Annotated in this window: 22 protein-coding genes; 11 read left to right on the top strand and 11 right to left on the bottom strand. The window is 73.5% G+C overall.

Annotation, left to right across the window (positions count from 1 at the left end):
- Positions 1-13: 13 nt before the first annotated feature.
- The 4 genes from ACLB9X_RS09445 (at position 14) to ACLB9X_RS09460 (ending at position 4,790) form a co-directional block, all read left to right on the top strand.
- The gene (locus tag ACLB9X_RS09445; RefSeq protein WP_410359806.1) at positions 14-892 is read left to right on the top strand and encodes a metal-dependent hydrolase; all 879 of its coding nucleotides are present in this window, start codon (positions 14-16) and stop codon (positions 890-892) included.
- A 99-nt stretch (positions 893-991) separates the two neighbouring features.
- A complete protein-coding gene (locus tag ACLB9X_RS09450) occupies positions 992-2,086 on the top strand; it encodes a PDR/VanB family oxidoreductase (protein WP_410359807.1) in 1,095 nt (364 codons plus the stop codon).
- 62 nt (positions 2,087-2,148) lie between these two features.
- On the top strand, positions 2,149-3,018 hold the full coding sequence (locus ACLB9X_RS09455) for a M24 family metallopeptidase (RefSeq protein WP_410359808.1): 870 nt from the start codon (positions 2,149-2,151) through the stop codon (positions 3,016-3,018).
- A complete protein-coding gene (locus tag ACLB9X_RS09460; protein WP_410359809.1) occupies positions 3,018-4,790 on the top strand; it encodes an SDR family oxidoreductase in 1,773 nt (590 codons plus the stop codon). Before ACLB9X_RS09455 ends, ACLB9X_RS09460 begins: the two co-directional genes overlap by 1 nt.
- 544 nt (positions 4,791-5,334) lie before the next feature.
- Here ACLB9X_RS09460 and ACLB9X_RS09465 read toward each other — a convergent pair.
- The 3 genes from ACLB9X_RS09465 to ACLB9X_RS09475 form a co-directional block, all read right to left on the bottom strand.
- A complete protein-coding gene (locus ACLB9X_RS09465; protein ID WP_410360083.1) occupies positions 5,335-7,257 on the bottom strand; it encodes a glycoside hydrolase family 5 protein in 1,923 nt (640 codons plus the stop codon).
- A 398-nt stretch (positions 7,258-7,655) separates the two neighbouring features.
- Complete coding sequence (locus ACLB9X_RS09470; protein ID WP_410359810.1) at positions 7,656-8,666, bottom strand: MASE1 domain-containing protein; 1,011 nt, start codon at positions 8,664-8,666, stop codon at positions 7,656-7,658.
- Positions 8,667-8,747: 81 nt separating this feature from the next.
- Positions 8,748-9,593: a PP2C family protein-serine/threonine phosphatase gene (locus ACLB9X_RS09475; protein ID WP_410359811.1), complete on the bottom strand. Its 846-nt coding sequence runs from the start codon at positions 9,591-9,593 to the stop codon at positions 8,748-8,750.
- Positions 9,594-10,389: 796 nt separating this feature from the next.
- Here ACLB9X_RS09475 and ACLB9X_RS09480 point away from each other — a divergent pair.
- Positions 10,390-11,235, top strand: coding sequence for a class I SAM-dependent methyltransferase (locus ACLB9X_RS09480; RefSeq protein WP_410359812.1), 846 nt, complete (start codon positions 10,390-10,392; stop codon positions 11,233-11,235).
- 111 nt (positions 11,236-11,346) lie between these two features.
- On the top strand, positions 11,347-11,976 hold the full coding sequence (locus ACLB9X_RS09485) for a DNA polymerase ligase N-terminal domain-containing protein (protein ID WP_410359813.1): 630 nt from the start codon (positions 11,347-11,349) through the stop codon (positions 11,974-11,976).
- 81 nt (positions 11,977-12,057) lie between these two features.
- Here ACLB9X_RS09485 and ACLB9X_RS09490 read toward each other — a convergent pair whose 3' ends face one another.
- Together ACLB9X_RS09490 and ACLB9X_RS09495 are read right to left on the bottom strand one after the other, a co-directional pair.
- Positions 12,058-12,261 (bottom strand): hypothetical protein, encoded by a 204-nt coding sequence (locus tag ACLB9X_RS09490; protein ID WP_410359814.1) that lies wholly within the window; start codon positions 12,259-12,261, stop codon positions 12,058-12,060.
- Positions 12,262-12,375: 114 nt separating this feature from the next.
- Entirely contained in the window at positions 12,376-13,737 is a 1,362-nt protein-coding gene (locus tag ACLB9X_RS09495; RefSeq protein ID WP_410359815.1) for an NAD(P)/FAD-dependent oxidoreductase, read from the bottom strand.
- Between the two features lie 262 nt (positions 13,738-13,999).
- Here ACLB9X_RS09495 and ACLB9X_RS09500 point away from each other — a divergent pair, with 262 nt between their 5' ends.
- Both ACLB9X_RS09500 and ACLB9X_RS09505 read left to right on the top strand, forming a co-directional pair.
- Entirely contained in the window at positions 14,000-15,262 is a 1,263-nt protein-coding gene (locus tag ACLB9X_RS09500) for a cation:proton antiporter (protein ID WP_410359816.1), read from the top strand.
- A 71-nt stretch (positions 15,263-15,333) separates the two neighbouring features.
- A complete protein-coding gene (locus ACLB9X_RS09505) occupies positions 15,334-16,491 on the top strand; it encodes a glutamate--cysteine ligase (protein ID WP_410359817.1) in 1,158 nt (385 codons plus the stop codon).
- Here the strand turns inward: ACLB9X_RS09505 and ACLB9X_RS09510 are convergent.
- Complete coding sequence (locus tag ACLB9X_RS09510) at positions 16,478-17,257, bottom strand: 2OG-Fe dioxygenase family protein (protein WP_410359818.1); 780 nt, start codon at positions 17,255-17,257, stop codon at positions 16,478-16,480. The two genes, ACLB9X_RS09505 and ACLB9X_RS09510, sit on opposite strands and share 14 nt — an antisense overlap.
- Before the next feature lie 191 nt (positions 17,258-17,448).
- Here ACLB9X_RS09510 and ACLB9X_RS09515 point away from each other — a divergent pair, with 191 nt between their 5' ends.
- Positions 17,449-18,696, top strand: coding sequence for a cytochrome P450 family protein (locus tag ACLB9X_RS09515; RefSeq protein WP_410359819.1), 1,248 nt, complete (start codon positions 17,449-17,451; stop codon positions 18,694-18,696).
- Between the two features lie 370 nt (positions 18,697-19,066).
- On the opposite strand, the gene ACLB9X_RS09520 is transcribed toward ACLB9X_RS09515, so the two are convergent.
- On the bottom strand, positions 19,067-20,479 hold the full coding sequence (locus ACLB9X_RS09520; RefSeq protein WP_410359820.1) for a cytochrome P450: 1,413 nt from the start codon (positions 20,477-20,479) through the stop codon (positions 19,067-19,069).
- A gap of 287 nt (positions 20,480-20,766) precedes the next feature.
- Here ACLB9X_RS09520 and ACLB9X_RS09525 point away from each other — a divergent pair, with 287 nt between their 5' ends.
- Positions 20,767-21,975 carry an MFS transporter gene (locus tag ACLB9X_RS09525; RefSeq protein ID WP_410360084.1) on the top strand — a complete coding sequence of 403 codons (1,209 nt, stop codon included), beginning with the start codon at positions 20,767-20,769 and terminating at the stop codon, positions 21,973-21,975.
- A gap of 19 nt (positions 21,976-21,994) precedes the next feature.
- On the opposite strand, the gene ACLB9X_RS09530 is transcribed toward ACLB9X_RS09525, so the two are convergent.
- From ACLB9X_RS09530 to ACLB9X_RS09540, 3 genes are all read right to left on the bottom strand, one after another.
- Positions 21,995-23,266, bottom strand: coding sequence for a PP2C family protein-serine/threonine phosphatase (locus tag ACLB9X_RS09530; protein ID WP_410359821.1), 1,272 nt, complete (start codon positions 23,264-23,266; stop codon positions 21,995-21,997).
- Positions 23,267-23,418: 152 nt separating this feature from the next.
- Positions 23,419-24,414: a DUF3048 domain-containing protein gene (locus tag ACLB9X_RS09535; RefSeq protein WP_410359822.1), complete on the bottom strand. Its 996-nt coding sequence runs from the start codon at positions 24,412-24,414 to the stop codon at positions 23,419-23,421.
- A gap of 300 nt (positions 24,415-24,714) precedes the next feature.
- Entirely contained in the window at positions 24,715-24,873 is a 159-nt protein-coding gene (locus ACLB9X_RS09540; RefSeq protein ID WP_410359823.1) for a hypothetical protein, read from the bottom strand.
- A 308-nt stretch (positions 24,874-25,181) separates the two neighbouring features.
- Here ACLB9X_RS09540 and ACLB9X_RS09545 point away from each other — a divergent pair, with 308 nt between their 5' ends.
- Positions 25,182-25,631: a hypothetical protein gene (locus ACLB9X_RS09545; RefSeq protein ID WP_410359824.1), complete on the top strand. Its 450-nt coding sequence runs from the start codon at positions 25,182-25,184 to the stop codon at positions 25,629-25,631.
- A gap of 253 nt (positions 25,632-25,884) precedes the next feature.
- On the opposite strand, the gene ACLB9X_RS09550 is transcribed toward ACLB9X_RS09545, so the two are convergent.
- On the bottom strand, positions 25,885-26,787 hold the full coding sequence (locus ACLB9X_RS09550; protein ID WP_410359825.1) for a helix-turn-helix domain-containing protein: 903 nt from the start codon (positions 26,785-26,787) through the stop codon (positions 25,885-25,887).

Raw genomic sequence — 26,787 nt, forward strand, 5'->3', positions numbered from 1 at the left:
GGAGTGTGCCCGCATGAGCACCACGGAAGAGCACGACGATCTGGTCCTTCAGCCACGGGACGTCAGCTTCGACTGGGCGAGCCTGCCGCTGCACTGGATTCCCGGCCGGCCGATGGCCACCCACGTGATCAACGTCCTCCACCTGCTCCTGCCGGAGGGGGAGCGCTGGTTCGTACGCACCTTCCAGGAGGCCCTGCCCCTGATCACCGACGAGAAGCTGCGCGAGGAGGTCCTCGGCTTCGTCGGGCAGGAGGCGATGCACGCCGAGGCGCACCAGGGCGTCCTTGACCACTTCCTGGCACAGGGCCTCGACCCCCGCCCCTACGTCGAGCAGGCCGAGTTCGTCTTCGGGCGCGTCCTCGGCTCGCGTCCGGGTCTTTCCGAGGTGCGGCGGCGGGAGCAGGTGATCGAGCGCGTCGCGATCATCGCGGCCGTCGAGCACTTCACCGCGTTCCTCGGTGACTGGGTGCTCAATGCGGAGGGGCTGGACCGCGCCGGTGCCGACCCGACGATGCTCGACCTGCTCCGCTGGCACGGCGCCGAGGAGGTCGAGCACCGCAGCGTGGCCTACGACCTGCTGCGCCATCTGGACCCCGGATACCTGCGGCGCATCCGCACCCTGGCCGTCGGCGGCCCGGTACTCCTGCACCTGTGGATCCGCGGGGCCCGGTTCCTGATGGCCGCCGATCCGACTCTCCCGCCGGGCACCCGGCCCACCTGGCGCGCCTACCGGGAGGCCGCCCGGCGCGGGCTGCTGCCACGGCTCGGCAGGCTGACGCGCTCCGCCTCCCGCTACTTCAGCCCCCGCTACCACCCCTCGCAGGAGGGTTCCACCCGGCAGGCGGTCGCCTACCTCGGCACCTCTCCCGCTGCCCGCGCCGCCGCGCACTGATCGGACGCGCACACCGCCCGGCCCGCGCCGCGACCGCGGGCCCGGTCCAACGCGCGCCGTAGGCACCCGATCCGCCGTACGCCAGACAAGGAACCCCCGATGAGCCGCCACCGCACCCCCGTGCCACCCGACCTGTACGGAAGAGACCGCAGCGACCGCCTCATGCGTTTCCTCGCCGCGTTCTCCGACGTCTACCTTCCCGTCGTCTCGAAGGCCGACCGCTACGGACGGCGTCCGCCCCGGCCCGCCGCCACCTCCCTCGACCTCGTCGTCGCCGCCCGTGAGAGCGAGGCCGACGACGTCGTCTCGCTGCGGCTCACCGCACCGGACGGCTCCCCGCTGCCCCGCTGGCAGGCCGGTGCTCATCTCGACCTGTGCCTGCCGTCCGGCCGCGTACGGCAGTACTCCCTGTGCGGTGCGGCGGACGACCGGTACGCGTACCGGATCGCGGTCCGCCGCATCGCCGGCGGAGGCGGCGGATCCGTCGAGGTGCACGACGCCCTGCCGGTGGGCTCGCGCGTCACGGTCAAGGGGCCGCGCAACGCGTTCCCCTTCGCCGCCGACCCGGCCGTGCTGTTCCTCGCGGGCGGCATCGGCATCACGCCGATCCTGCCGATGGCCCGCGAGGCGGCCCGGCTCGGCCTCGACTGGCATCTGGTCCACACCGGCCGCTCGCGCGCCTCGCTGCCGTTCGCCGCGGAACTCGGCGAACTCGCCGCGCTCGGGGGCGACCGGGTGGAGATCCTGCCCGACGACGAGCACGGCGTGCCCGACGGCGCGAGCCTCCTCGGCCGCGCCCGCGCCGGAGCCGCCGTCTACTGCTGCGGTCCCGGCCCCATGCTGGATTCCGTACGCGCTGCCTTCGACGGCAGCGGCGCGTCCGCCCTGCACTTCGAACGGTTCGCCGCCGCGCCGGTCCGCAACGGCCGGCCGTTCGAGCTGAGGCTGCGGCGCAGCGGTGAGGTACTGCCCGTGCCCGCCGACCGGTCGGTCCTCGACGTGCTGCTGGAGCGGGACCCGGCGACCCCGTACTCCTGCCGCCAGGGGTTCTGCGGCGTGTGCACCCAGCAGGTCACCGCCGGCACGGCCGACCACCGGGACGGCAGGCTCACCGAGCGGGAAAGGGCCGGCGGCCGGATCCGGGTGTGCGTCTCCCGGGCGCCCGAGGGCTCCCGCCTCGAACTGGACCTGTAGCCCCGCCCCCTCCCTTCTGGGACGCGCAGTCCCTTCTCCCCCGACATCACGAAGGCGAGACCATGAGCACCTCCGCGACACACCGCACGACACGCTCCTCCCGCATGCCGTCGTTCCCCTTCGACGGCCACGACCTCGACCGCTTCCGCGAACTCCAGCAGCTCGCCTACGCCTGCGCGCAGCGGGTCGGCGACTGGCTGGCGCCCGGCGTCACCGAACGCCAGGCCACCGCGCGGCTGCGCCGCGAACTCGTGGCCGAAGGTGTCCAGGACTTCTTCCATGTGCCCTTCGCCTGGTTCGGCGACCGCACCGCGTTCCGGCACTTCCGCACACCGCTGCAGTTCTTCGCCAGCGGCCGCCGGCTCGAAGAGGGCATGTCCTACGTCCTGGACTGCGCTCCCGTCGTCGACGGCTACACGGCCGACATCGGCTACGCGGGCAAGATCGGCGACAATCCGGTCTGGGACCGGATGGCCCAGGACCTGCGCGAGTACCGCGAACTGATCGTGCGGGAGGTGCGGCTGCGCAAGCCGCTCGACGAGGTGTACGCGGCCGTGGACGCGCTGATCGCCAGGCACGGCTACGACAACCGGCACAAGGTCTACCCGGGCCGGGTCATCGGGCACCAGGTCACCCGGACGAAGGCCCGCGGGCCTGCCGGCGTCACCGTCTTCGGCTTCGGCGTGCGCACGCTGCAGACCCTGGGCCGCGAGCTGATCAGCGAGCGCCTGCACGGCCGGTCCCCGCTGTGGGCCGACGGCCGCTCGTCGCGCCACGCCCCGACGCCGGGGCTGTGGGCCGTCGAACCGCACATCGGATTCCGGGACGTGGGTCTGAAGTTCGAGGAACTGCTCGTGGTCACCGAGGACGACGCCTACTGGCTCGACGACGACCTGCCCCACGTCCGCCGCTGGCAGCAGGGCGCGGCCTGATGGCGGCCGCAGACGCGCTCGGCGCCCCGGAGGAACCCCGCCGCCGCACCGTGCGCTCCGGCGACGTCCCACTCGCCGTGTACGAACAGGGCGACCCCGCCCGCCCCACCGTGCTGCTGGTGCACGGCTATCCCGACACGCACCGCGTCTGGGACGACGTCGCCGCCGCCCTCGCCACCGCACACCACGTCGTGCGGTACGACGTGCGCGGCGCGGGCGACTCCGGCCGCCCAGCCCGCCGGCGCGACTACCGCCTGGAGCTGCTCGCGGGCGACCTGTTCGCCGTGGCCGAGGCCGTCAGCCCCGGCCGCCCGGTCCACGTGGTCGCCCACGACTGGGGCTCCATCCAGTCGTGGGAGGCCGTCACCCACCCCGACGCGGCCGGCCGTATCGCCTCGTACACCTCGATCTCCGGCCCGTGTCTCGACCACGTCGGCCACTGGATCCGCCACCGCCTGACGCGGCCCACGCCACGTCATGTAGCCCAGCTTCTCGGGCAGTTGGCCCACTCCTGGTACATCGCCGCCTTCCACCTGCCCGTCCTCGCGCCCGCCGCCTGGCGGCTCGGGCTGGCCGACCGCTGGGGCACGGTGCTGCGTCTGGCCGAGGCCGTGACCCCGCGGCCCGGCCACCCGCAGCCCACGCTCGCCGCCGACGCGGTGCGCGGCATCGATCTCTACCGGGCCAACATGCTCCCCCGGCTGCTGCGCCCGAGGGCACGGCCCACCACCGTTCCGGTGCAGCTCATCGGCCTCACCCGGGACCACTACGTCAGTCCGGCACTCGCCGAGGGCCTCGAACGCTGGGTCCCCCACCTGTGGCGGCGCACCGTGCCCGCCACCCACTGGTCCGCACTGCTGGAGAAGGGAACAACTGTGGCCCGCATGGTCGAGGAGTTCGTCGCACGTCCCGAGGAGCGGACCGCACCCGCGGCCCGCCGGTCGCCGAAGGGCCGCAAGCCGTTCACCGGCCGGCTGGCCGTCGTCACCGGGGCCGGCAGCGGGATCGGCCGGGCCACCGCCCTGGCCTTCGCCGAGCAGGGCGCCGATGTCGCGCTGTGCGACCTCGACCTGGAGGCCGCCGAGCGCACCGCCGAGCTGGCCCGCCTGCTCGGCGCCTCGGCCCGCGCCTGGCGGGTCGACGTCGCGGACGGCACGGCGGTCGACACGTTCGCCGCCGACGTCACGGCGGAGTTCCGCGCGCCGGACATCGTCGTGAACAACGCGGGCATCGGCCACTCGGGCACCTTCCTGGAGACGACGGAGCAGGAGTGGCGGCGCGTCCTCGACGTCAACCTGTGGGGTGTCATCCACGGCTGCCGCGCCTTCGGCAGCCTCATGGCCGAACGCGGTGAGGGCGGACACATCGTCAACCTCGCGTCGGCGGCCGCCTACCTCCCGTCCAAGCTGCTGGCCGCCTACGCCACCAGCAAGGCCGCGGTCTTCATGCTCTCCGATTGTCTGCGTGCCGAGATGGCCGGCTTCGGCGTGGGCGTCTCCGTGATCTGTCCCGGCATCGTCAACACCAACATCACGCGGACGACGACCTTCTCCGGGCTCGACGCCGCGCAGGAGGCCGCACGGCAGAAGCGGTTCTCCGGCCTGTACGCCAAGCGGAACTTCCCACCGGAGAAGGTGGCGGACGAGATCCTGCGCGCCGTGTCCGGCGACCGTGCGGTCGTGCCCGTGACCTTCGAGGCCAAGGCGGCCCGCCTGATCGGCCGGCTCTCCCCCGGCCTGCTGCGCGCCGCGGCCCGCCTCGACATCGGCTGAGCGGGGCCGTTCGGGCGGGGCCGGTCTTCGCCGCTCCCGCCACCCGGGCCGGCACACTCCCTTGCCAGGCAAAGGAACGGACCGACGGCTTCCCCGGAGCTGCGCAGGTTTGCCGACCACGGGGGCGCGCGGCGCCGCGGCGCAGGTTGCCGGCCGCCAACCGACGGCGGCGCGATGCCGACCCCGGTCGGCCGCGCGACGGGCTCGGCCGCCACGCGGCACCGCCACCTCCCGGCGGAAGCTTCGGCCCGTCCGGCTCCGGCGGCGGATACGGCGGCATGCTGCCGGACGTTGGCGCGGCGCCCCGGCGTCACAGCGCCGCGCGCGCTTTCGCCGACACAGCCTTGCGGGCGCTTGCGGGCCGCCATGCGCGCGTGCCTCAGCATCCGGCCACGCAGCAGCGTGCCGACCACGGGCGGGTGGTCCCCGTGCCTCACGGTGCCCGAGGCGGCAGCTGTACGGCCCGGCCGCGCAGACCCGGCGGCGGCGGCAGCGCTGCGGGACGCCGCGGGCTCTGGGCTCGCCGCCGGGGCCGCCTCGCGCGTCAGCGCAGGGGTCGGCAGAGCAGGGCGTCCGGCCAGCCCGCGGACCCTGCGCGGCGGGTGAACGCGATACCCGCGGCGTACTCGTCCTCGGCGCACTGGCCCTTGTAGTGGCCGTGGGCGAAGTCGCCGCCCGGGCCCGCCGGCGGCCGGTTGTCGTGGCGGTCGAACCAGACCGTCCGGTCCGCCGTGCCCAGCGGCGTCCGGGCCGGAGCGCACAGGGCGGCGGAGACGGCGGCACCGCGGACGCTGTACCCGATCAGGAAGTGGCCGGACGCGCACTGGAGTTTGGTGTAGCCCCTCGCCCAGTCACGGCCGGCCGTGACGTGCCGCTCGTCGCGCACCACCTCGTGGGCGCGGTCCGACGGCCAGAGGTCGCGGGCCGCGGTGTCGGCGCACAGGCCACGGTTTCCGGTGTGGCTCAGTCCGGCGAGGCGCTGCCCGTCGGGGCAGGCCGCCTTGCGTGCGCCGGCGTCCCAGTCCCCCGCGGCCCGCATCCGCGCGGACTGCACGAAATCGCCGTGGTCGGGGCTGAGCATCGACCACCGGTCCGCGGCGGGCACCTGGCCGGTCCTGCCGTCGGCCGCGGTCAGGCGGGACCACGCGCCGGCCCGCCAGTCGTCGCCGTCGTGGACCCCGATCCGCCGGCCGGCGCTGTCCCAGTGGAGGAGCGCCCAGCCGTTGCCCTTCTTGTCCTCGTGCCAGCCGACCAGCGGCCAGTAGGCGAAGTCGGCGTCGGTCCTGATCAGCTGGTCGACGAAGTTCTCGAACCACGCGCGCTGCTTCACCCCGTGCTCGTCCCTCCCGCCGATCCCGAACTCGCTGATCCACACGGGTGCGGTGAAGTGCTGGTCCTTCCCGGCCGTGACGTAGAACGCCTGCCGGTACAGGACGTCCTCGAGCGCGGCGGGCGTCAGGTCCCGGTAGCGGGGGTCGGAGGTCTCGCCCGTCCCGGTCGCGCCGCTGTGGTGAGGGCCGGTGTAGTCGTAGAAGTGGGCGGAGTACACGAGTTTGCCCGAGGTGACGAGTGTGTGCGAGAGCCGCTGCACGGGCTCCAGGGTGGGCCGCCCGTGCGGGAGGCCGTCGACGGGGACACCGGTCCAGTTGATGCCCTCGACGATCACGAGGAGGTCGGGATCGGCCTCTTGGAGGATGCGGTCGCCGAGCCGCTGGGAGGCCGTGAACCAGTCGTGCGCGTCCCCGAGGCCCCAGTTGGGGTCGTCCCACAGTGAGCGGCGCACCTCGTTGTAGAGGTCGGCGCCGACGACGCGCGGGTTGTGCCGGTAGCGCTTCGCCATGAAGAGCCAGTCGTCCTCCCAGGCCCGGTCGCTCTGGCTCGCGTTCCACCGCTCGTTCCCGTCCAGGCCGCAGCACCAGCGGGTGGTGTTGGTGTGGTTGTTGAGGATCACCGCGAACTCGGCCCCGGTGAGGGCTGCGACGGCGGCGTCGTAGACCTCCAGGGGTGTCCTGCCGCGCAGTTGTGGATTGGCCGCGACGGCGGCGTCGCTGACGGGGTGCGTGTCGTGCACCATCTCGTTGGAGAAGGGCAGACGGACGCTGTTGAGCCCGAGTTCACGGAAGCCGGCGACGATCTCGCCCAGGGGCGCGCGGTCCAGGCCGAGCGGCACGCGCCCGGACATTTCCCCCGCGTGGTGGTTCGCGGGGTCGTCCGGGCTGCCGGATCCGGTCCATGTGCCGGAAGCGCCGTGCCAGTTGCCGGACTTGAGTTTGAACCGGTTGCCGTGGGCGTCGACGATGTACCGGCCGCGGGTGCTGAGCGGGGGCGTCCAGTCGGCGGCGGGCGCTGCGGTCGGTCCCTTCCCGGGCGAGGCCGTCGTCACCGCGCTCGCTCCCCCGCCGGGCGGCGACGGCGCAGACCCGCTCGGCGGCCCGGCCGGGGACAGGGCCAGCACGAGCGCGGCCATGGCAGGCCAGAAGAAGGTTTTGTTCACGGCTCTCCGCTCCCGGCCGTACTTGGCATGACCCCGCCATGATGGCGGCTCGCCGCGATGGTGAACAGAGGTTCGGAACGTGCTGGGACGATGCCCCCGGGCCATCACGTGGTCGACGTCCTACCCCTTCGGTCGAGCGGCAGCGGTCGGCGCTCGACCACCACCGGCCCGCCGGCAGTGACGAGGGAGCCCGGGCGGCCGAGAAGTTCCTGCTGCACCAGGGCGTGTCCGGAGAGTCGTCGAGCCGGACATCCCCTTGACGACCGGGCGCCGGCCCCGCACGGGCGTGCCCCTGCAGGCCGGCGCCGGCCCCGTGGTCAAGCGGGCCGCACCCCCGGCGCGGACGCACCCCGCGGGGGCCCGACGCGTCGTTATTCGTCCCGGGACGTCGAATCCGTGCGCTTGCGGCCGTCGATCAAGGGCCACAGATGCGTCGTCTCGCCGGGGGCCAGCTGGTCCACCACCTCCGCCAGGGTCGTGCACGCCTGTTCGATCCTGCGCCGGATGCCGATCTGCTCGGTGACGACGGCGGCGAGCAGCAGGGACGTCAGCGCGGCGCAGCCGTTGAGTGCCTGGAGCACCACCATGCCCTCCATCAGTGTGCGGGCCGCGAACGGCCCGGCCCCCGCCGTCGCGGCCGAGATCGCCAGCACCGAGATCAGCACGGCGCACGGAGCCGATCCGGGCAGCTGGAACCGCAGCGCCGCCCAGATCAGCACCGGGAAGGCCAGGAACAGCAGGGACAGTTCGGTACGGGTGATGGTCACGGCCACGACGACAGCCGTCAGGCACAGGGCCGTTGCCTCGGTCCACCAGTACGGCCGCGTGTCGCGGGGCAACCGGGCACGGCGCAGTACCAGCAGGAGCGGCGTGATCACCAGGACGCCCATCGCGTCGCCCGCCCACCACGCCGACCACACCGGCCAGAACTCGCCGAGCGGCAGCGACCCGCTCCACACCACCGCCGCCACACCGAAGGTCGCGCTGATCAGCATGCCGCCCGCCCCGAGGAACACCAGCGCGAGCCCGTCCCGCAAGCGATCGAGCTCCGTGCGGAAGTGGACCCTCTGGAGCATCAGGTACGCGGCGACCGGTGCGAGGGTGTTCCCCGCCACCACGCCGGTCGTGGTGACGTCGATGGTGCCGATCGTGGCGATGGTGGCCAGCACTCCGACGGCGATGCCCGGCCACACGCCGACGCCCATCCAGAGCAGACAGCTCAGGGCGATTCCGGTGGGCGGCCACAGCGGCGTCACGACAGCGCCCTCGACCACCACCTGCTGGAGGAGGCCGATCTGCCCGCCGCCCCAGTAGGCGGCGGCGACGGCGAGCATCCGCAGCAGTGCTGCGGCCGGGCGTCGGAGGTCTTCGCTACGGGGCACGTGTGTCATCAGACAACGTTCCCCGCCCCCGCGCCGCCCTGACACGCCCTGCCTGCACCAGGACCCCCGGCCGTGCACAGGTCACGGACGCGGCGTGCGGCTCTCCTCCGGGCTGTGGACGAGCACCAGGACGGCGGCGTCGTCCGTGTGGTCCGTCAGCGCCGCGACGCCCATCACCCGCTGCGCCAGCTCGGACGCCTCGACGCCGGTCGCGACCGCGGAGCGGACCAGGCGGGCCACGGCGTCGAGTCCCGCCTCGATCGGGTACGACGGCCCCTCGACGACCCCGTCGGTGAGCAGGACGAAGGCCCCGCCGCTGGACAGCCGGCGCCGCGTGACGGGATAGACCTCGCCGGGCAGGATGCCCAGCGGCACGCCGGCGTCGTCCTCCGCAAGCCCGCCCTGCCCGCCGACCGTCGCCCAGACGGCGGGCACGTGGCCGGCCCGGGCGCTCTGCAGCTCGCCGGTGGCGGGGTCGAAGCGCAGGAAGCTGCAGGTCGCGAAGAGGCCGTGGTCCACGGAGAGCAGCAGTTCGTTGGCCCGGCCCAGGACCTCGCCGGGGTCGGTGGTGGCGGTGGCGACGGCGCGCAGCCCCAGGCGTACCTGCCCCATGAAGGCGGCGGCCTCGACGTCGTGGCCCTGGACGTCGCCGATCGAGAAGCCCAGCGAGCCGTCCGGCAGGACGAAGCCGTCGTACCAGTCGCCACCGATGTCGAGGCCGTTGCGCGCCGGCGCGTACTCGGCCGCGACGCTCAGTCCGAGCAGGTCGGGAAGGCCGGTGGGCAGCATGGAACGCTGGAGGGCCTCGGCGAGCTCGACGCGGGCGCGCTGGCGCTCGGCGCCCTGCCGCACCCGGTCGGTCAGCCGCCCCAGGGTCGTCAGGAGATCATCGGCGGTCGCCGATTGCGAGGGACGACGCCGGGTCATGGACCTCTCCGAGGAACGTCCGAAGGCCGACTGGCCGGCCACTTCCTTGCCACGCGGTGGCCCCGGCTCAGCTGGGCTCGTACAGCCCACACTCATTATATTTCCGGCAAACCGGCCGCCGCGCGGCGCGGCCGGTTTGTGGCGACCGACGGGACGAACGGCAGACCGACACGCCGGGCGCTCCGCGTGCCCAGCTCCCAGGCCGGGTCGCCGGGGCCGGAATGAGTAGGAGAGGCACCGTCCTCTGGGTATCTCGTCCGATCACCGCCGCTCGCACCGCTGGTCGAATGGTGCCCATGACTTCTGACGTCTCCTCCCGACTTCGTCTGCGGCACGTCACCGCGACCGGGACCGCACTGGCCGGTGTCCTGGTGCCCCTGGTGGCCGGAATGCTGCTGGCCAGGTCGGTGGGCTCGGACCCCATGACGCCGGTCAACACGCTCATCGCACACGGCGGGCAGCGTGTCGGGGCCGTGCCGGGCCAGTGGCGCGGGTACCGCGGGTACGCACTGCACCGCGGGACACGGCGCGGAACGGGGCCGAGCGGCCGGCGGGCACGGAGCGGGGCGCGACTCGCCGGTCGCGTCCGGAACTCCCCCATGGCCCGAGAGGCGCGTCGCATGGGTCGGCGGCCGGGCGGCGCGGCCTGGAGGATCGGCGGATGATGGAAAGCAGGTGACCAGGGCCCTCCGGCAGACCGGGGCGTGCCGTCGCCCCCGACCGGCCCGCCGGAGTGCCCCGCGCCGGACCCGGCCGTCCCGAGCGGACGCGCAGGAGGCTTGCGAGGAGATCCGTCATGAGCGACGCGAGCGGGGCGGCCGGAGCCGACCGCGCCCTGAAGACCAAGCACCGCAAGATGTGGGCACTGGGCGACTACGCGGCCGTGGCGTCCGAGCTCATCCCCGACCTGGGGCCCCTCCTCGTGCGGGCCTGCGGGGTGAGCGCCGGGCAGCGCGTACTCGACGTCGCGGCCGGTACGGGCAATGCCGCGATCCCCGCGGCGCTCGCCGGTGCCGACGTCGTGGCGTCCGACCTCACCCCGGAGCTGCTGGACGCCGGACGGCAGGCCGCGGAGAAGCAGGGAGCGGAGCTGGAGTGGCGCGAGGCGGACGCGGAGGCGCTGCCGTTCGGGGACGGCGAGTTCGACGTCGTGATGTCCTGCGTCGGGGTCATGTTCGCCCCGCATCACCAGGCGGCGGCCGACGAACTGCTGCGGGTGTGCCGGCCGGGCGGCACGATCGGCCTGATCAGCTGGACGCCCGAAGGCTTTGTCGGGCGCATGTTCGCGACGATGAAGCCGTACATGCCACCGCCTCCGCCCGGTGCCCGGCCGCCGCCGCTGTGGGGCCAGGAGCAGCACGTCAGGGCGCTCTTCGCCGACCGGGTGACCGATGTGGACGCCCGGCGGCAGACCGTACGGGTGGACCGCTTCGAGTCGCCTGAGGCGTTCCGCGACTACTTCAAGGCGAACTACGGCCCCACCATCGCCACGTACCGGAACATCGCCGAGGACCCCGAGCGCGTCGAAGCGCTCGACCGGGAGCTCGCGGCTCTGGCGCGTCGGGCGAGCGACACGGACGAGACCGCGCCGACGGCCATGGACTGGGAGTACCTGCTGCTCACCGCGCGCCGGCTCGGCTGAGTCGGCCGCGCGGGTGACCCGTCCGGCGGTGCCGGACCCGGTGGACGCTTACGGCGGCGGCTGCCGGGTACTCCGGGGGCGGAGACGCAGCCGGACGCGGAGGAGGTCCCCATGGCCTCGACGGACGCCCTGGCGGAGTACCAACGCAAACGCGACTTTCGCAGAACGGCGGAGCCCGAGGGCAGCACCGGGCGCGGTGACCGGCCCGAGCCCGCGTTCGTGGTGCAGATCCACGACGCCACCGCCATGCACTTCGACTTCCGGCTCGAGGTGGAGGGCGTTCTCAAGAGCTGGGCCGTGCCGAAGGGGCCGTCCGCCGATCCGCACGACAAGCGCCTGGCGATGCCGACGGAGGACCATCCGCTGGAGTACGCGGACTTCGAGGGGGTGATCGTGGAGGGCGAGTACGGCGGCGGCACCGTGATCATCTGGGACGAGGGCACGTACCACAGCCTGAGCACCGACCGGCCGGGGCGCGAGATCCCCTTCGCGGACGCCCTGCGCGACGGGCACGCCTCGTTCTGCCTGCACGGCGGCAAGCTCCGCGGCGGGTACGCGCTGACCCGGACACGGCCCGGCGGGGACGGGCAGCGGGAGACCTGGCTGCTGGTGAAGAAGAACGACAGGCACGCGTCCGCGCACCACGCGACCGAGCCGCGCCGGGCGAGGTCCGCCCGTACGGGCCGCACCCTCAAGCGCGTGGCGGCCGACGCCGCGGCGGACGGTCCGTCGGAGCGCTGACGAATCTCGTACACGTCGGACGCCCGTCTTCCTCGCGAGGAAGACGGGCGTCCGACGTGTACGAGGGCTTCCCGGGCGGTCTCAGACCTGGTCGGCCGCGCCGTCCAGCACCGCCCGGGCGTCGCCTTCGGCGTCGGCGACGAGGGCGTCGGTGGTGCGGAGAGCGTCGGGGGCGCTCAGCGCCCCGTCCAGCGCGTCCGCCTGGGCGGCGGGCGGCGGGCTGACGGCGGCGATCACGGCGCCGGTGGCGAAGGACATGACGGCGAGAATGCTGCGCTTCTTCATGCCCCCTTCAACTGCCCGTACCCCCTGGAGGACACGGCCCAATCCGACTCGCTCGGGCCGGGGGCCCCACCGGCCCCGCACACCGTCGGTGAGGCAGGCGGGGCGGAGCCGGGATCAGGTGCGGGCACGCAGCGCGGCCGAGTGTTCGCGGATCTGCTCCGGCGTCAGGTAGGCGTCGGTGTACTCGAAGTCCCGCAGCGTGCCGGCCTTCTGCGCCTGGAAACCGGTCCGCACGAAGTCGTGGCCCGCGACGGCGTTGAGCATCCAGTTGGTCATGACGCGGATCTTGGCGACGTTCGTCCGCAGCGCGGTCCAGTGGTAGCCGCGTGCCACGGCCTGTGCGGGCAGTCCGCGCAGTTCGATGCCGAGGGGCTTGGAGACGGCGTCCTTGCCGCCCAGGTCGACCACCAGCCCCAGGTCCTTGTGCGCGTACGGCTGCAACTGCTGCCCGCGCAGCGAGGCGATGACATTGCGCGCGGCCTTGCGTCCCTGGCGCAGGGCGTGCTGGGCGGTGGGCGGGCAGACGGCTCCGTCGCCCTTGGCCAGGTCCGGCACCGCGGCGGCGTCGCCGAGGGCGAACACGCCGTCGGCGCCCGGGACGGTCATCTCGGGGGTCACGACCAGACGCCCGCGGACCGTCTCCGCGTCGAACGTGCCGACCAGCGGGCTCGCCGCGACACCGGCCGTCCAGATGAGCGTGCGGCTCGGCAGGACGCGGCCGTCGGTGAGGGTCACCTTCTCGGGCCCGGCCTCGGCGACCGACACTCCGAGCGACACCTCGATCCCGCGTTTGCGCAGGATGTCCAGGGCGACGAGGCCGAGGCGGTCGCCGAGTTCGGGCATCAGTTTGGGCGCGATGTCGACGAGGTGCCACTTGATCTGCCGGGGGTCGAGGCACGGGTACCGCCGCACGGCGTGGTGGGTGAGGCGTTGCAGGTAGGCGGCCGTCTCGGTGCCGGCGTATCCGCCGCCGACCACAACGAACTGGAGCCGGGAGGTCCGCTCGGCCTCGTCCTCACTCGCGTCGGCCAGGTCCAGCTGCGCGATGACGTGGTCGCGGATGTAGGCGGCCTCGGCCAGCGTCTTCATACCGCGCGCGTGCTCGAGGAGGCCGGGGATGTCGAAGGTCCGGGTGACGCTGCCGGGTGCCAGGACGAGCCGGTCGTACCTCTGGGCCACCGTCTCGCCCGTGATCTTCCGCACGACGCACACCTTGGCCGCGGGGTCCACGCCGATCGCTCCGCCCGGGATGATCCGCGTTCGGTGCCTGCGGCTGCGCCGCAGGGACAGGGCGACCGACTGGGGCGTGAGCACACCGGCCGCCACCTGGGGCAGCAGAGGCAGGTAGAGCTGGTAGGAGAACGGTGTGACCAGCAGGATCTCCGCCTCGGCGGCGGACAGTTCACGCTCCAGTCTGCGTACGCACTCCACTCCTGCGAATCCGGCACCCACCACGAGAATCGTCGGTCGTGTCACGGTGTCCGTCCCTTCCGAGTCGGCGGGTCTCCCGCCCTCCAAGGGCCTGTCCTGCCGCCCGGGCGGGTTGCGCGGGCGCGACATGAGCCGGCAGCACGACGATTCTCCTGCCCCGGCCTGCCCGCCGCCCGCCAAGCCCGGTTACCCGGAGGCCCGGCCTCCATGCACGGCGCCGGGCCCGCGCCGCCTGACGCGTGCCCGGGCGTGTGCGGGGGTATGCGCCGACCTGCCGGGCCGACAACGCTGAGTGAGGATGGCCGGGATGATGCTCTCGGACGCCGTCTACGCGGCCTTGGGAATCGGGGCGCTGGCCGCCGCCGTCGTGCCGCGGATCGTGTTCAGGCGACCGCTGTCGATGCCCATGGTGTTCCTCGCCGCGGGGGTGCTCGCCGCGGTGTTCCCCGTTCCGCTGCCGACCGTGGACCCGGTGCGCGACCGGCTGTGGGTCGAGCACGTCACCGAGGTGTGCGTGATCGTGTCCCTGATGGGCGCGGGGCTCGCGATCAACCGGCCGGTCGGGCTGCGGGCGTGGGCGGGCACCTGGCGGCTGCTGGGGATCACCATGCCGCTCACCGTGGCCGCGACGGCGGCGCTCGCGGCCTGGCTGCTGGGCTGGCCGCCCGCCGCCGCCCTGCTGCTGGCGGCCGTGCTGGCGCCCACCGACCCCGTGCTCGCCGCGGAGGTGCGGGTCGGCGAGCCGACCGACGCCGAGGAGGACGAGGACGAGGTGCGCTTCACCCTGACCAGCGAGGCGGGGCTGAACGACGGCCTGGCCTTTCCCTTCGTCATCGCCGCACTGGCCCTGTCCGCGGCGGCGGGCTCCGGCTGGTCGGCCGACTGGCTGGGCGGCTGGCTGCTGACGGACGTCCTGGGCCGGGTCGCCGTGGGGCTGGGGACCGGTCTGGCCACCGGTTGGCTCCTCGGCCGGATGTTCTTCCGTGCCAAGGCGTCGGCGCTGCGGCTCTCGGAGCACATGGAGGGCTTCGTCGCCCTGGGCGCCACCTTCGTGTCCTACGGCATCGCCGAGCTGCTGCACGGCTACGGGTTCCTCGCCGTGTTCGTCACCGCCTGCACGATCCGCGCAGCGGAGCGCAGCCACGGCTACCACAAGGTGCTCCACGAGTTCACCGAGCAGATCGAGCGGCTGCTGACCGCTGTGCTGCTGTTCCTGCTGGGCGGCTTCCTCGCCGCTGGCGGGCTCGCGGCCCTGACCTGGCAGGGGGCGCTCCTGTCGGGTCTGCTCCTCCTGGTCGTGCGCCCCGTCACGGGCTGGGCCGCCCAGACCGGGTTCCCGGCCGGACCCCGGGAGCGGCTGGTCACGTCGCTGTTCGGCATCCGGGGCATCGGCTCGCTGTTCTACCTCGCGTACGCCCTCGGCCACGACGGCTTCGAAGGCCGCGCCGAGCAGTTGTGGGCCGTGGTTGCGTTCACGGTTCTCGCGTCCGTGATGGTCCACGGGGCCGCGGCCACGCCGGTCATCACCCGCCTCGACCGCCTGCGCCACAGGTCCGCCGAACCGCCGTGACCGCCGGCCGCGGGCACGCGCGGGCATCGTGCCGGTCAGCCGGGGTACCCGGGCGGGCGGAGGTGGTGGCCATGCCCGAGCCGGTGTCCGGCGACGGCCGGATGCCGACCGTCGGGGTGGAGGAGGAGTTCTTCGTCGTACGGGCGGACAGCCGGGCGCTGGAGGCGGCCGGTCCCCGCGTCGTGGCGCGTGCCCGGGGGACGGCCGGCGACCTGGTGGCGGGCGAGTTCCACGACAGCCAGGTCGAGGTGCGCACACCGCCGTGCGCCGACGCCGGAGCGGTGCACCGGTCGCTGGAATCCGTACGGGCGGCGGCGGCCGGGGCCGCCCGTGCCGAGGGCCTGGCGCTGTGTGCGAGCGGCACACCCGTCATCGGCGGCCCCGGAGCGCGAGTGGTCGGCAACCATCCGCGCTACCGGGCCGGCGTGCGGCAGTTCGGCGCGATGCTCGACGACTTCACCGTCTGCTCCGCCCATGTGCACGTCCACGTGGCGGAGCGGGAGACCGCGGTGCTGGCCGGCAACCACGTGCGGCCGTGGCTGCCGCTGCTGGTGGCGATGAGCGCCAACTCGCCGTACTTCCACGGCCGCGACACGGGCTACGCGAGCTGGCGCACCGTCGTGCGGCTCGGCTTCCCCGCGCTCGGCGCGCCGCCGTACGCCGACTCGCTGGCGCACTACGAGCGGCTGACGGCGGCGCTGGAGGCGTCGGAGGCGATGCTCGACGCCAACAATCCCTTCTGGGACCTGCGGCCCAATCCGCGTGTGCCGACGCTGGAGGTCCGTGTCATGGACGTTCCGGCCGACGCGGCGGACACGGCGGCGCTCGCCGCGCTCGTGCGGGCGCTGGTGGTGCGCTCGGTGTCGCTGGTCCGGCAGGGCGATCCAGGTCCGCGCACCTCCGGTGAGCTGCTGCGCGCCTCGTACTGGCGGGCGGCGCGCGACGGCTGGGCGGGGGCGGGACTGGACGGAACCACCGAGGAGGTGGTGCCGTTCGAGGTCCAGGCGGCCCGTCTGGTGGGGCACGTCCGGGAGGTGTTGCGGGAGTGCGGGGACCTGGACCGGGTGACGGCGTTCCTCGGGCGGCTGGCCACGCACGGGTGCGGGGCGCGCAGGCAGCGCGCCCTGTGGCAGCGGCGCTCCCGGCTGACGGACGTCGTGGACGGCCTGCTCGCCGGAGCCGGGCCGGGGCCCGCCGCGCACGGGGCCGATGCCGTCAGACGGGCGTGAAGGTGGTGACCAGGACGTCGCGGTGGGCCGGGCGTGCGGGGTCGACCGCGCGGACGGAGGACACCCCGTGGAGCGTGACGCGGTCGTCGTTGAGCAGGAGGCTTCCCGGGTCGCGCAGCGTCGTCGACAGCAGCTGACGTCCCTCCGGAGTGAAGACGGTGCTCTCGCCGCCCGAGACGTTGTTCCGTGCGACGAGCAGCGAGGACACGAGGGTGACGCCGTCCCGGTGACGCCCCTCGGGAGTCGGTTCCCCCGCGCCGTCCGCCGTCGCGACCACGCGGAACGGATGGACCTTGACGCTCCACTCCCCGGCCCCGTCCAGTGCCCCCGCGATGCGCCCCAGCAGGCCGAGAAGGGACCGCAGGACGGGGTCGTCGGCGCAAGCGCGCGTCAGGGGCTCGAAATGGCGGTCGACCGTGTCGTAGAGCGGGTTCGTGTGCTCCGGCTGCACGAACACCTCGTGCGGGAGCATCCGTATGCCGCCGGTGGCGGAATCCCACGCGAAGTGGCCGTAGCGCCGCAGCCTGCGGGTACCGCGCTGTGCCGCGTACGGGTCCTCCGCCAGGTCGTTCCAGTGGGCGGCGAACACGGCCCAGTCGGGCCAGTGGGGCCCGTCGGCGCCGAGCGACGCGAGAACCGTTTCCGGCGGCATGAAGTACACGCCGGTCGACGCCAGCGCCGCGCGCGCCTCGTCGACGGCGGGGGCGCGGCCACCGGTGCGGTCGCTGTGCGCCGCGGGGCCTCGGGTGTCGAGGTGGGGTTCCATGGGTCCGACCGCCTTCCTGAGCGTGCTGGCTTCCCGTCCCTCCCCGAGCCCCCCGGGTTCCCCCCTTCCCCGTGCTCCAACGAGCCGTTTCGTGGCCGTTCCGTCCAGGTCCCTTCGCCTTTCGTCCCCTGTGATCGCCACGGTGGCTTCATTACGCTTCCCCGGGCTGTCGTCTCGAACAAGGAGTGTCCGTGGAACTGCTGCGCCGCAAGCCCTTCGTGCTCGACCCCCAGGCCGACCCGGTCGCCCAGGCCCGCGCGTTGCGTGCTCTGGGCCCGCTGGTCGCGGTCGAACTGCCGGGCGGCGTCGCTGCCTGGACCGCGACCGACCTGGCCACCGCGCAGCAGGTGCTCGGCCACGAGGATCTGACGAAGGACCCCGCGTACTGGCCCGATCTGGCCGAGGGCCGCATACCGGACGACTGGGAACTCATCGCCCTGGTCCGCGGTGCCGCCATGCTCCACCAGGGCGGCGCGGACCACCGCCGGCTGCGGCACCTGGTCAGCTCCGCGTTCTCCCGCGCGCCCATCGAGGCCCTGCGGCCGCGTATCGAGGAGATCGCCGGCGAGCTGCTGGACCAGGCGGAGGCGAAGGGCGACGGCGCGACGGTGGACCTGCGCGAGCAGTTCGCCTACCCGCTGCCCGTACGAGTCATCTGCGAGGTGCTCGGGGTGCCGGACACCGCGGTGTCCGAGCTGCGCCACCGTTTCGACCGGCTGGTGACCCCGCAGCAGGAAGGCGGCGGGGCCGGTGACATCCGCGTCGCCGTCGCGGACATCTACGCGTCGCTGGGCGCGCTCATCGAGGCCAAGCGCGCGGTGCCCGCCAACGATCTGACGACGGCTCTGATCCAGGCCCGCGACGACGGCGACCGGCTGAGCGAGCAGGAGTTGGTGGAGACCCTGTTCCTCGTCCTCATCGCCGGCCACGAGACGACGATCAACGCCATCACCAACACGGTGCAGTCGCTGCTGGCGAACCCGGCCGCGCTCGCACGGGCCCTGGAGTCGGACGATCCGGACACGTGGTCGGCGGTCGCGGACGAGGGGCTCCGCTTCTCCTCACCGGTGCCGCACGCGCTGATGAGATACGCGGTCAAGGACACCGAGATCGCGGGGGTGCGGATCGCGCAGGGCGAGCCGGTCATCGCGAGCCTGTTCGCCGCGGGACGTGACCCGGTCCGGCACGAGCGGCCGGACGAGTTCGACTTCACCCGGCCCACGCGCCGCGACCATGTCGCCTTCGGGTTCGGCGCGCACTACTGCCTGGGCGCGCGGCTGGCCCGGCTGGAGACGGAGATCGCGCTCGGCACGCTGTTCGGCCGCTTCCCCGGGCTGGCCCCGGCGGGTGAACCGGACCGCCTCTCCTCGATCGCGCTCCAGGGCTTCCGCACCCTGCCGGTACGGCTCCGCCCGTTCGAAGGGGTCCCGCGGAACTGACGGGGAGCGTGTCCGGGCCGCCGCCGCCCGGCTCCGGTTTGCGGCCTTGTCCCACCGGTGCGGGAGCACGGCCCCGGATCCCGCGCCGGTGCAGGTGCCGGGGGACCGCGCGGGACGCTACGCCTGCTTCGCAGGCGGCACGTCCGGCGTCGGTCGCGCCGTCGGCCCGGCCGGGTGTCACCCTCGCCGCCCGATCGTCCGAGGGCATGACCGGACGACTCGCCGGCCCAGGACGCGCGAGGAGGCAGAGCCGCTACCGGGGACCTGCGCACCCCCCGGGTACCGAGGCCGTCGGCCCGCGGCATCGGAGCCGCCCCGGCGGCTCTTCGGCCGGGCCACGCATGGGGCGGCACCGGCCGCCCGGACGTGCCTAGCGGCCGACGAGGCGGGACCACCACGGCGTGCGCGGGGTCGGGGCCGCCGGGGTCGGCTCGGGGGCCGGCGCGGCGGCCGGGAGCGGGCGTCCCGCCGAGGCCGCCGGCGCGGCCGCGACCGGGATCGCGCCCGTGTCGCCGTCGCGCAGGGGGTGTCGGGCAGTGAAGCGGGTCGGCAGGTTGTTGAGCCGACTGGACACCAGCGAGGCCGTCACCTGCAACTCGCCCTCGGTGACCGCGAGCCGCACGTCGGGCAGCCGGGCGAGCAGCGTGTCGATGCCCGTGTCCGCGATGGCGCGCCCGATGTCCTGGCCCGGGCACTCGTGCGGTCCGCTGCTGAACGCCAGGTGCGAGCGGTTGCCGTGTACCGGCGCGGACAGATCGGGCCGGATCTCCGGGTCCACGTTCCCCGCCGCGAGCCCCAGGAGCACCAGGTCGCCCTCGTTGATCTGCTGGTCGCCGAGCCGGGTGTCACCGGTCGCCCAGCGGCACGCGCCGACCGCGAGCGGGGGCGCGTCCCACATGACCTGGTCCAGGGCGTCGGGCAGCGTCATCGAACCGCCGGACAGGCTCGCGCGGAAGCGGCGGTCGGTGAGAACCATCCGGAGCGTGTTGGCGATGAGGTTCGTGGTGTTCTCGTTCGCGGCGACCATCGCGTGGCGCAGATGCTCCCGGACTTCGTCGTCGGTCAGGGACGACTCGTGGGCGAGCAGCCAGCTGGTGAAGTCCTCGCCCGGCTGCTCCTTCTTGCGCTGCACCAGTTCGGCCATGACGGACACCACGAACTCGTTGCTCTGCAGCGCCGTCTCGGTGCCCTTGACCATGTCGCGCACGGCCGCGCCCAGTGCCGGCGCGTCCGACTCCCGGACGCCGAACTGCCGCGCCAGGACGAGCACCGGCAGCTTCTCGGCGAAGTCGGCCACCAGGTCGGCGTGGCCGACGCCGGCGAAGGAGTCGATCAACTGGTGGGTGTAGCGCACCACATAGCGGCGTACACCGTTGCGGTTGAAGCGGGCGAGGCTGTCCGTGACCGCGGAGCGCAGCCGCGCGTGCTCCTGCCCGTCGGCGAAGACGAGCAGCGGCTGCCACGCGGTGATCGGCAGCAGCGGGGAGTCCGGCTGGAGCCGGATGTTCCATATGCGGGAGTCGCAGGAGAACTGCGAGGGCGAGCGCATCACTTCGAGGTTTTCGCGGTGCCCCAGCACGAACCAGGCCGGGACGTCCCCGGGCAGCAGCACGGGCGCGACCGGACCGTGCTCCCGCCGGAGCGCGTCGTACAGGGTATACGGAGTGTCCGCCTCCGGCCCGTACAAGCGCCGCCGCCCCGCCCCACCGGACGCGTGCGCCGGGCACCCCACGGGCGGAACGGCGTCGGGCGTACCCGACGGGTCGGAGAAAGGAGTGGTCACCACAACCTCCAGAGAACAAGGAAGGACACAGGGAAGCCGAGACCCGCCCCGTCAAGCCCCGCAGCACCGCGCCCGCAGCATACCCACGTGATCACTGTGCCTCCCCAGCCCGCCCCGGTCCAACGCGGCCTCTGCGGCGGGGAGTTCGGGGGCAATCCCTTGCGCCGAGGCCAGTTAAACCGTTGGTGGTCCAGACCTCTGGCCTGATACATGTCACACCCGTGACCGAAAAGACTCCCGCGGGCCGGCAGGTTCCCGCCCCTCAAGCGACGGCCGGCACCCACCCCATGGCGGTGGCGAGCGAACCGCCCAGCCTGTGGAACCGCAACTTCCGGCTCTTCTTCGTGGCGCGTTCCGTCGCCGTCTTCGGCGACGGGATGGTGCCCGTGGCGCTGGCCGCCGGCCTGCTCGACGCGGGCCGTCCCGCGTCCTCCGTCGGGTATGCGCTGGGCTCGTGGATGGGTCCGTTCGCGCTGCTGGTGCTGTTCGGCGGGGTGCTGGCGGACCGGTTCACGGCCCGCCGCATGATGATCATCGCGGATGTGCTCCGGCTGGCCGGCGCGTCGACGCTCGCCACCTTGTTCGCCGCGGGCAGTCCGCCCCTGTGGTCGGTGTACGTGCTCAGCGCGGTCAGCGGTGTCGGCGCCGCCCTCTTCCAGCCAGGGGTGGCGAGCACCATCCCGCGGCTATCGGCGGACGTCCAGCGTGCCAACGCCGTCCTGCGGGTCAGTGAGGCGCTCATGACGATGGCCGGGCCCGCGTTCGCCGGGCTGGTCGTCGGGCTGGCGGGCGCGGGTGCCGTCTTCGGGGCCAACGCCGCGACGTTCGGTGTCAGTGCCGTGTGTCTGGCACTGATGCGGCTGGTTCCGCTGCCGGGCGACCAGGTGCACCGCGGGTCGATGATGGCGGAACTGGTCGACGGATGGCGCGATTTCAGGGCCCGCAGCTGGCTGTGGCAGGTGATCGCGGTCTGGACGGTGTACGGGCTGACGGTCCTCGGGCCGATGCTGCCGCTCACGGCGGCGCTGGTGACGGACCGGTACGGCTCGGCGTCGTACGGACTGCTGATGGCGGTGAACGGTGCGGGCAGCACGGTCGGCGGTCTGCTGGCGCTGCGGTCCCGTCCCGCGCGGCCGCTCGCGGCAGGCGCGGTGGCCCTGCTCGGGGTGCCGGTGAACCTCGCCCTGCTGGCCTCCGACGTGTCCGTCGTCGCGCTGGGCGTCGGTCAGTTCGTGGTCGGAGTCGCCTTCGCGTACTGGCTCGTGATGTGGTCGACGGCCGTGCAGACGCATGTGCCGCAGCAGGCGCTGAACCGTCTGCACGCCTATGACGTCGCCGGTTCGCTGCTGATGCTGGCGGCGGGCAGGGCACTCGCCGGACCCGCCGCCGAGGCGCTCGGCACCCGGCAGGTCCTGCTGGGCGGCGTGGTGCTCGGCGCGCTGGCCGTGGGCGTACTGCTGGTGATCCCGTCCGTGCGGCGACTGCCGCGGGCGTAGGGCACCGAATGACAGCTCCTCAGAGCGCCTCCGGGGGCGGTGCCGTCACGGATTCGTCGGCTTCGTGGTGAGGGCGGCGGCGGATACGGGCCGCGAGGACCGCGACGTCGTCCTCGGCGTGCTGGGCGTCGAAGCGGTCGACGACCGTGTCGAGCAGTTCCTCGACGCCGGCACCGGGCCGCAACCACTGCCCGGCGAGGCGTGCCAGCGAGACGTCGATGTCCTCTCCCCTGCGTTCGACGAGACCGTCGGTGAACAGCAGCAGGGTTTGTGCCGGAGTCATGGTGCGGGTGATGAGTTCGTACCCGCCGACGCCGGTGCCGAGCGGCGGGCCGACCGGCACGGGAACGACCTCGGCCACGTTGTCGGCGGTGAACAGGACGGGCGGCAGATGGCCCGCGCTGGCGAACGCGGCCACGCGCCGGGCGGGATCGACGCGGATGATCAGGCAGGTGGCCGGGCGGCGGCCGGCTCTCGCGGCGACGGTGGCGTCGAGCTGGCGCAGCACCCGGTGCGGGGGCAGGTCCGCGGAGGCCACGTACCGCAGCTCGGAACGGTAGGCGTTCATGTCGACGGCCGCGTCGAGTCCGTGGCCCATCACGTCCCCGACGACGAGTAGGTTCCGGCCGTAGTGGAGGCGTACGGTCTCGAACCAGTCCCCGCCCACGAGGGCGCCGCCTCCGGCCGGCAGGTAGCGGGTGGCGACCTCCAGGTTGGGGTGCGGACTGCCGGGTTCGGCGAGCAGCGCGCGCTGGAGGTTGAGCGCGGCGCTGTGCACGGAGGAGTAGGCGCGCGCGTGGCCGACGAGGACGGCGGCCAGGCGGGCCGCGTAGTGGAGCGTCGCGGTCTCGTCGTCGGTGAAGCCCTCGCCCGAAGCGGCGGCGACGAGGACGCCGTAGGCGCGGCCGTGGGCGAGGAGCGGTACGTGCAGACGGGTGACGGGCCCGCCTCCGGTGACGGTCGTGACCGTGCGGATGGCGTGGCCCTCGTCCAGGGCGGCCACCGACCGTGCGGCGACGTCGGCCCCGGCGGCGAGGAGGTCGTCGCGGCCGCGTGCACAGGCGCGGGTCAGCGGGCCGTGCGCGTGCGGCCGGTCCGCGGCGATGTCCTCGGCCAGGACGTCGACGGCGGCGGCCTCGTACAGGGAGGGGCACAGGAACTCGGCCAGCTCCCGGCAGACGGTCCGCTCCTCGAGTGTGGTGCCGATGACCTCCAGGGCCCGCTCGATCGCCGCCAGCCGTTCCCGCACCCGCCCCTCCCCGTGCCCCTGCCCCTCGTGCCGTGCCGACAAGGGCCACCTCCGTGCAACCGCCGCTGGTACGGACGCCATCACATCAGCGATCGGGCCGCGGGCCGGGCAGCGACGCAGGCGAACGGCGGGATGTCCGCCGCACGGCCCGAGCTGCCCGCGGGCGGCGGGCAGGGAGGACGGCGCACGGTGTCTCAGCGGGCGGTGAGGAGGATCCACACCTGGCCGCGCGCGAAGTTCAGCCGCTCCCCCGCGGCGGTCGTGAACACCGTGTCGCCCGCCGCCGACTCCCGCTGCCACCGGGCGTCGTGGGCACGGCCGTCGCGCAGGACGAGCGCCCGGCCCGAGCCGACCGTCTCGGTGTACGGGGACACGTTGCCCCCTCGGTCACGGAACTGCGAGGGGCGGACCTCGGTGTACTGGACGACCACCGTCGCCGGGGCGAGCCGTTTGCCGTCGGTGGTGCGGGCCGCGGTCCCATCCATGGCCACCCGCCACCGCTTCTCGGCCGCGGACCAGGTGAAGGCGTAGCTGGCGGACGGGTAGCGGACCGTGTGCTCCGCGGCCGGCCGCCCGCCCGCGGGGGCGGCGCCGAAGCGCAGTCCTATGTCCGAGGCGTCGCTCACGCCACGGGCCCCGGCGAGCACCTTCCCGGGACGCAGGTAGAGGTTGTGCGGGGCCGGGCGGTCGCTGCCGCGGACGTACGCGTCCGGCACCCTGCCCTGGGGAAGGGCGACGACGGGAGCCGCGTCGATCAGCGGTCCGAGCGCGGACTGCGCGCCCGAGTAGGCGAGCGCCGGCCGGCCGAACTGGCGCAGCAGTTCGAGGTCCGACTCGCGGGCGCTGCGCACTGGGCCGACTTGCGGCGGCAGCCGGGACGCGTACACGGCGAGGATACGGCTGAGGCCCGACTCGACCTGCTCGACGTAGACGAGGTCGGCCGCGTCGAGCCCGGTGTGCGGGCGGGCGGGGCGGACATTGTCGACCTTGACGGCGAGCACCGGGCCCGGTTCGGCGGGCAGGCCGGTGAAGTAGGAGATGCGCTGCTGTGCGGTCGTCGGCGGGCGGGTCGGCTCGGGGCGGTCGTCCCCGTCCGAGCAGCCGAAGAGCCCGAGCACGAGGGACACAGCGGTCAGCGCGGCCGCGGCCCGGCCGCTCCGTCTGTGGTGCTGTCCTCGTCGTGTCGTCATGGGCCCCGGCTCCCGTTCCCTCAAGTGCACCACGAAAGACGGGGCCGCGACAGCCGGAAGCGAGGCCGGTGTTCATGGGGACACGGCCGTGGAAAGGCGCGTACCTCCGGTGCCGCCGCTGGGGAACCGGCCGTGGGGCAACGGCGTTGTCACCATGGCGTGTTGTGCGGGGCGGGCCGGGCAGCCGTGCCCGTCGGGGCACCCGCCCCGTTCTCGGACGACAACGACAGCACGGAGCAGCTGACGCGGCTCTGCTCGTTCGCGGTCGACCAGGAACGCTGAGGCGGTCCGCCGGGACGGCTAGCGGCGTGCCGCCGAGCCCGGCAGCGCGAAGCCGAGCGTGCGGCTCACCTCGCGCAGCGTCTCCTCGGCGGTCTGCCGGACATCCGCGGGGACGTCGCCCCGCTCCTCGACCAGGCTGTCGTAGATCGGTGCGTCAGCCCTGTCTGCGGAGCTCACGATAAGTCCCTTCGTTCGATGGCCCTGGGCCGGTGCCCTGGCACGGTTCCGTGCCGGGGCACGGGCTTCACGCGGTACTGCCGGAAGCAGGGGCCGAGTGTACGGGGTGGGCCGGCGGCCCCTGACCGTCGGCCCCCGCGTAGGCACACCGCGTGACCGTCCGGACACACCGTCCCACCCGTGATCCGGGCACGCGGGCACGGGTGAATCGACGGCCTGTGCTCTGTTCGCCTGCTTTTGCACACCGGGAGGGACCTGCGCGGCCCACGCCGCCGTGACAAGCGCGCAGACGCCTCGCTGGGGCGGGCGTGAAGAAGATCACTTACTCAGCCGCCGCTTGCGCGCTCGCCCTCGTCCTGTCCACCGCCCAGGCCCACGCCGGTCCCGTCGGCCCGGGCGAGGAGTGCGGCGGGAAGGGCACGGTCTCCGACCTCCGTGTCCTCGGCCACACGGCGACGGACACGGGTCCGATCACCCTCGACGTGGACCGGACGACACGACTCGAGATGGACTACCGCCCCGCGCACTCCCACGCGACCACCCAGCTCCGCGTGCGGACCGAGGGCGCGTTCGGCACGTTCGTGTACGCCCGTGGTTCGATCGGCGCCGTACAGGCCGGCGCGCTCTACACCGTCACGCACGAGATGGCCCCCTCCTCGCTGATGGCTGGTCAGAACGTCGACGTGCGGATCCATGTGACCGGCGACAACACCACCTGGGAAGCGTGCGTGCGGTTGGACGTCCGCATCACGGGCTGACCGCCGGCCGGGCGCCGACCTGCCTCCGCCGGCCCCTTCGGTGACGTGTCCCCTCCTCACGGCAGTGGCCGAAACACGCCGCGCACAATGCGTCACTCGACGCTTCATCTGTACCGCCGCGCGTGTGCTCCCTAGCATGTGCGTCCCACAGCCTGACTTCCATGGACGCGGGCAGCAGACGGACGAGTGGATCGAGTGGGGCGGTGTGGGCCGGCTCGCCTGAGCCGGCTCCGGCGAGCCCCCCGGACGGGGATCACATCGCTGCCAGACGCTCCTCGAGCGTCTGCAGCGTTTCCTTGGGGGTGAGCGCGCACGCGCAGAGCCGGTCGAGCATGTCGCGGTACTGCTCGACGGTCGACGGCTTCTGCGAGAAGGTGCTGTCCGTGAGGTGCTCGATGTACACCGCGTCCTTCAGGTCACCACGGGCGAAGCGCAGGTAGCTCACGCCCGTCCCCATGCCCACGGCGGCCGTCACGTCGAGCGGTGCGATCTGCAGGGTGACGTGGGAGCGCTGCATCATCGTGACGAGGTGCCGCAGCTGTTCGCGCATCACCCGCGGGCCGCCGACGGAGCGCATCAGTACGGTTTCGTCGATGACCGCCCACAGGCGCGGCGCGTCCGGCTGGTCGAGCTGCCGCTGCCGTTCCTGTCGCAGATCGACGCGGCGCTGGACTTCGTGGGCGAGCAGGTTTCCCGGCCCGGACTGGATGACGGCGCGCGTGTACGCGGGCGTCTGGAGCAGACCGGGGACGTAGAAGGACTCGTAGGTGCGGATCGTGGCCGCGGCGCCCTCCAGGGAGACGAGCGGCGTGAAGAAGTCCGAGAGGACATCGCTGAAGGACCGCCACCAGTCCGAGCGGCGGGACTGCTGCACGAGGCGCATGAACTCCGCGATCTGCGGCTCGGCCCGGACCCCGTAGAGGCTCAGCAGGGCCAGTGCGTCGGAGGGCTTGCAGCCGTGCCGGCCCAGTTCGATGCGACTGGTCTTCGACCGTGAGAAGCCCAGCCTGCCGTCGACGTCGACGGGATCGAGACCCGCGCTCATCCGCAGTTCGCGCAACTTGCCGCCGAGAATGAGCTTCAGGGCGGTCGGGTTGCTCTCGACCGCTCCCAGCGGCCGAACGAACAACGACGGGCTCGTATCGGCGGCAGTCAT

It is taken from the genome of Streptomyces sp. 5K101 (assembly GCF_046506645.1).
Lineage (GTDB): Bacteria > Actinomycetota > Actinomycetes > Streptomycetales > Streptomycetaceae > Streptomyces.

Bases quoted from the DNA above. Each gene is read 5' to 3' on its own strand.
- ACLB9X_RS09460 (WP_410359809.1), top strand. From the start codon at position 3,018: ATGGCGGCCGCAGACGCGCTCGGCGCCCCGGAGGAACCCCGCCGCCGC.
- ACLB9X_RS09535 (WP_410359822.1), bottom strand. From the start codon at position 24,414: ATGACGACACGACGAGGACAGCACCACAGACGGAGCGGCCGGGCCGCG.
- ACLB9X_RS09490 (WP_410359814.1), bottom strand. From the start codon at position 12,261: ATGAAGAAGCGCAGCATTCTCGCCGTCATGTCCTTCGCCACCGGCGCC.
- ACLB9X_RS09500 (WP_410359816.1), top strand. From the start codon at position 14,000: ATGATGCTCTCGGACGCCGTCTACGCGGCCTTGGGAATCGGGGCGCTG.
- ACLB9X_RS09505 (WP_410359817.1), top strand. From the start codon at position 15,334: ATGCCCGAGCCGGTGTCCGGCGACGGCCGGATGCCGACCGTCGGGGTG.
- ACLB9X_RS09450 (WP_410359807.1), top strand. From the start codon at position 992: ATGAGCCGCCACCGCACCCCCGTGCCACCCGACCTGTACGGAAGAGAC.
- ACLB9X_RS09475 (WP_410359811.1), bottom strand. From the start codon at position 9,593: ATGACCCGGCGTCGTCCCTCGCAATCGGCGACCGCCGATGATCTCCTG.
- ACLB9X_RS09455 (WP_410359808.1), top strand. From the start codon at position 2,149: ATGAGCACCTCCGCGACACACCGCACGACACGCTCCTCCCGCATGCCG.
- ACLB9X_RS09510 (WP_410359818.1), bottom strand. From the start codon at position 17,257: ATGGAACCCCACCTCGACACCCGAGGCCCCGCGGCGCACAGCGACCGC.
- ACLB9X_RS09465 (WP_410360083.1), bottom strand. From the start codon at position 7,257: ATGGCCGCGCTCGTGCTGGCCCTGTCCCCGGCCGGGCCGCCGAGCGGG.
- ACLB9X_RS09485 (WP_410359813.1), top strand. From the start codon at position 11,347: ATGGCCTCGACGGACGCCCTGGCGGAGTACCAACGCAAACGCGACTTT.
- ACLB9X_RS09480 (WP_410359812.1), top strand. From the start codon at position 10,390: ATGAGCGACGCGAGCGGGGCGGCCGGAGCCGACCGCGCCCTGAAGACC.
- ACLB9X_RS09550 (WP_410359825.1), bottom strand. From the start codon at position 26,787: ATGACTGCCGCCGATACGAGCCCGTCGTTGTTCGTTCGGCCGCTGGGA.
- ACLB9X_RS09445 (WP_410359806.1), top strand. From the start codon at position 14: ATGAGCACCACGGAAGAGCACGACGATCTGGTCCTTCAGCCACGGGAC.
- ACLB9X_RS09525 (WP_410360084.1), top strand. From the start codon at position 20,767: ATGGCGGTGGCGAGCGAACCGCCCAGCCTGTGGAACCGCAACTTCCGG.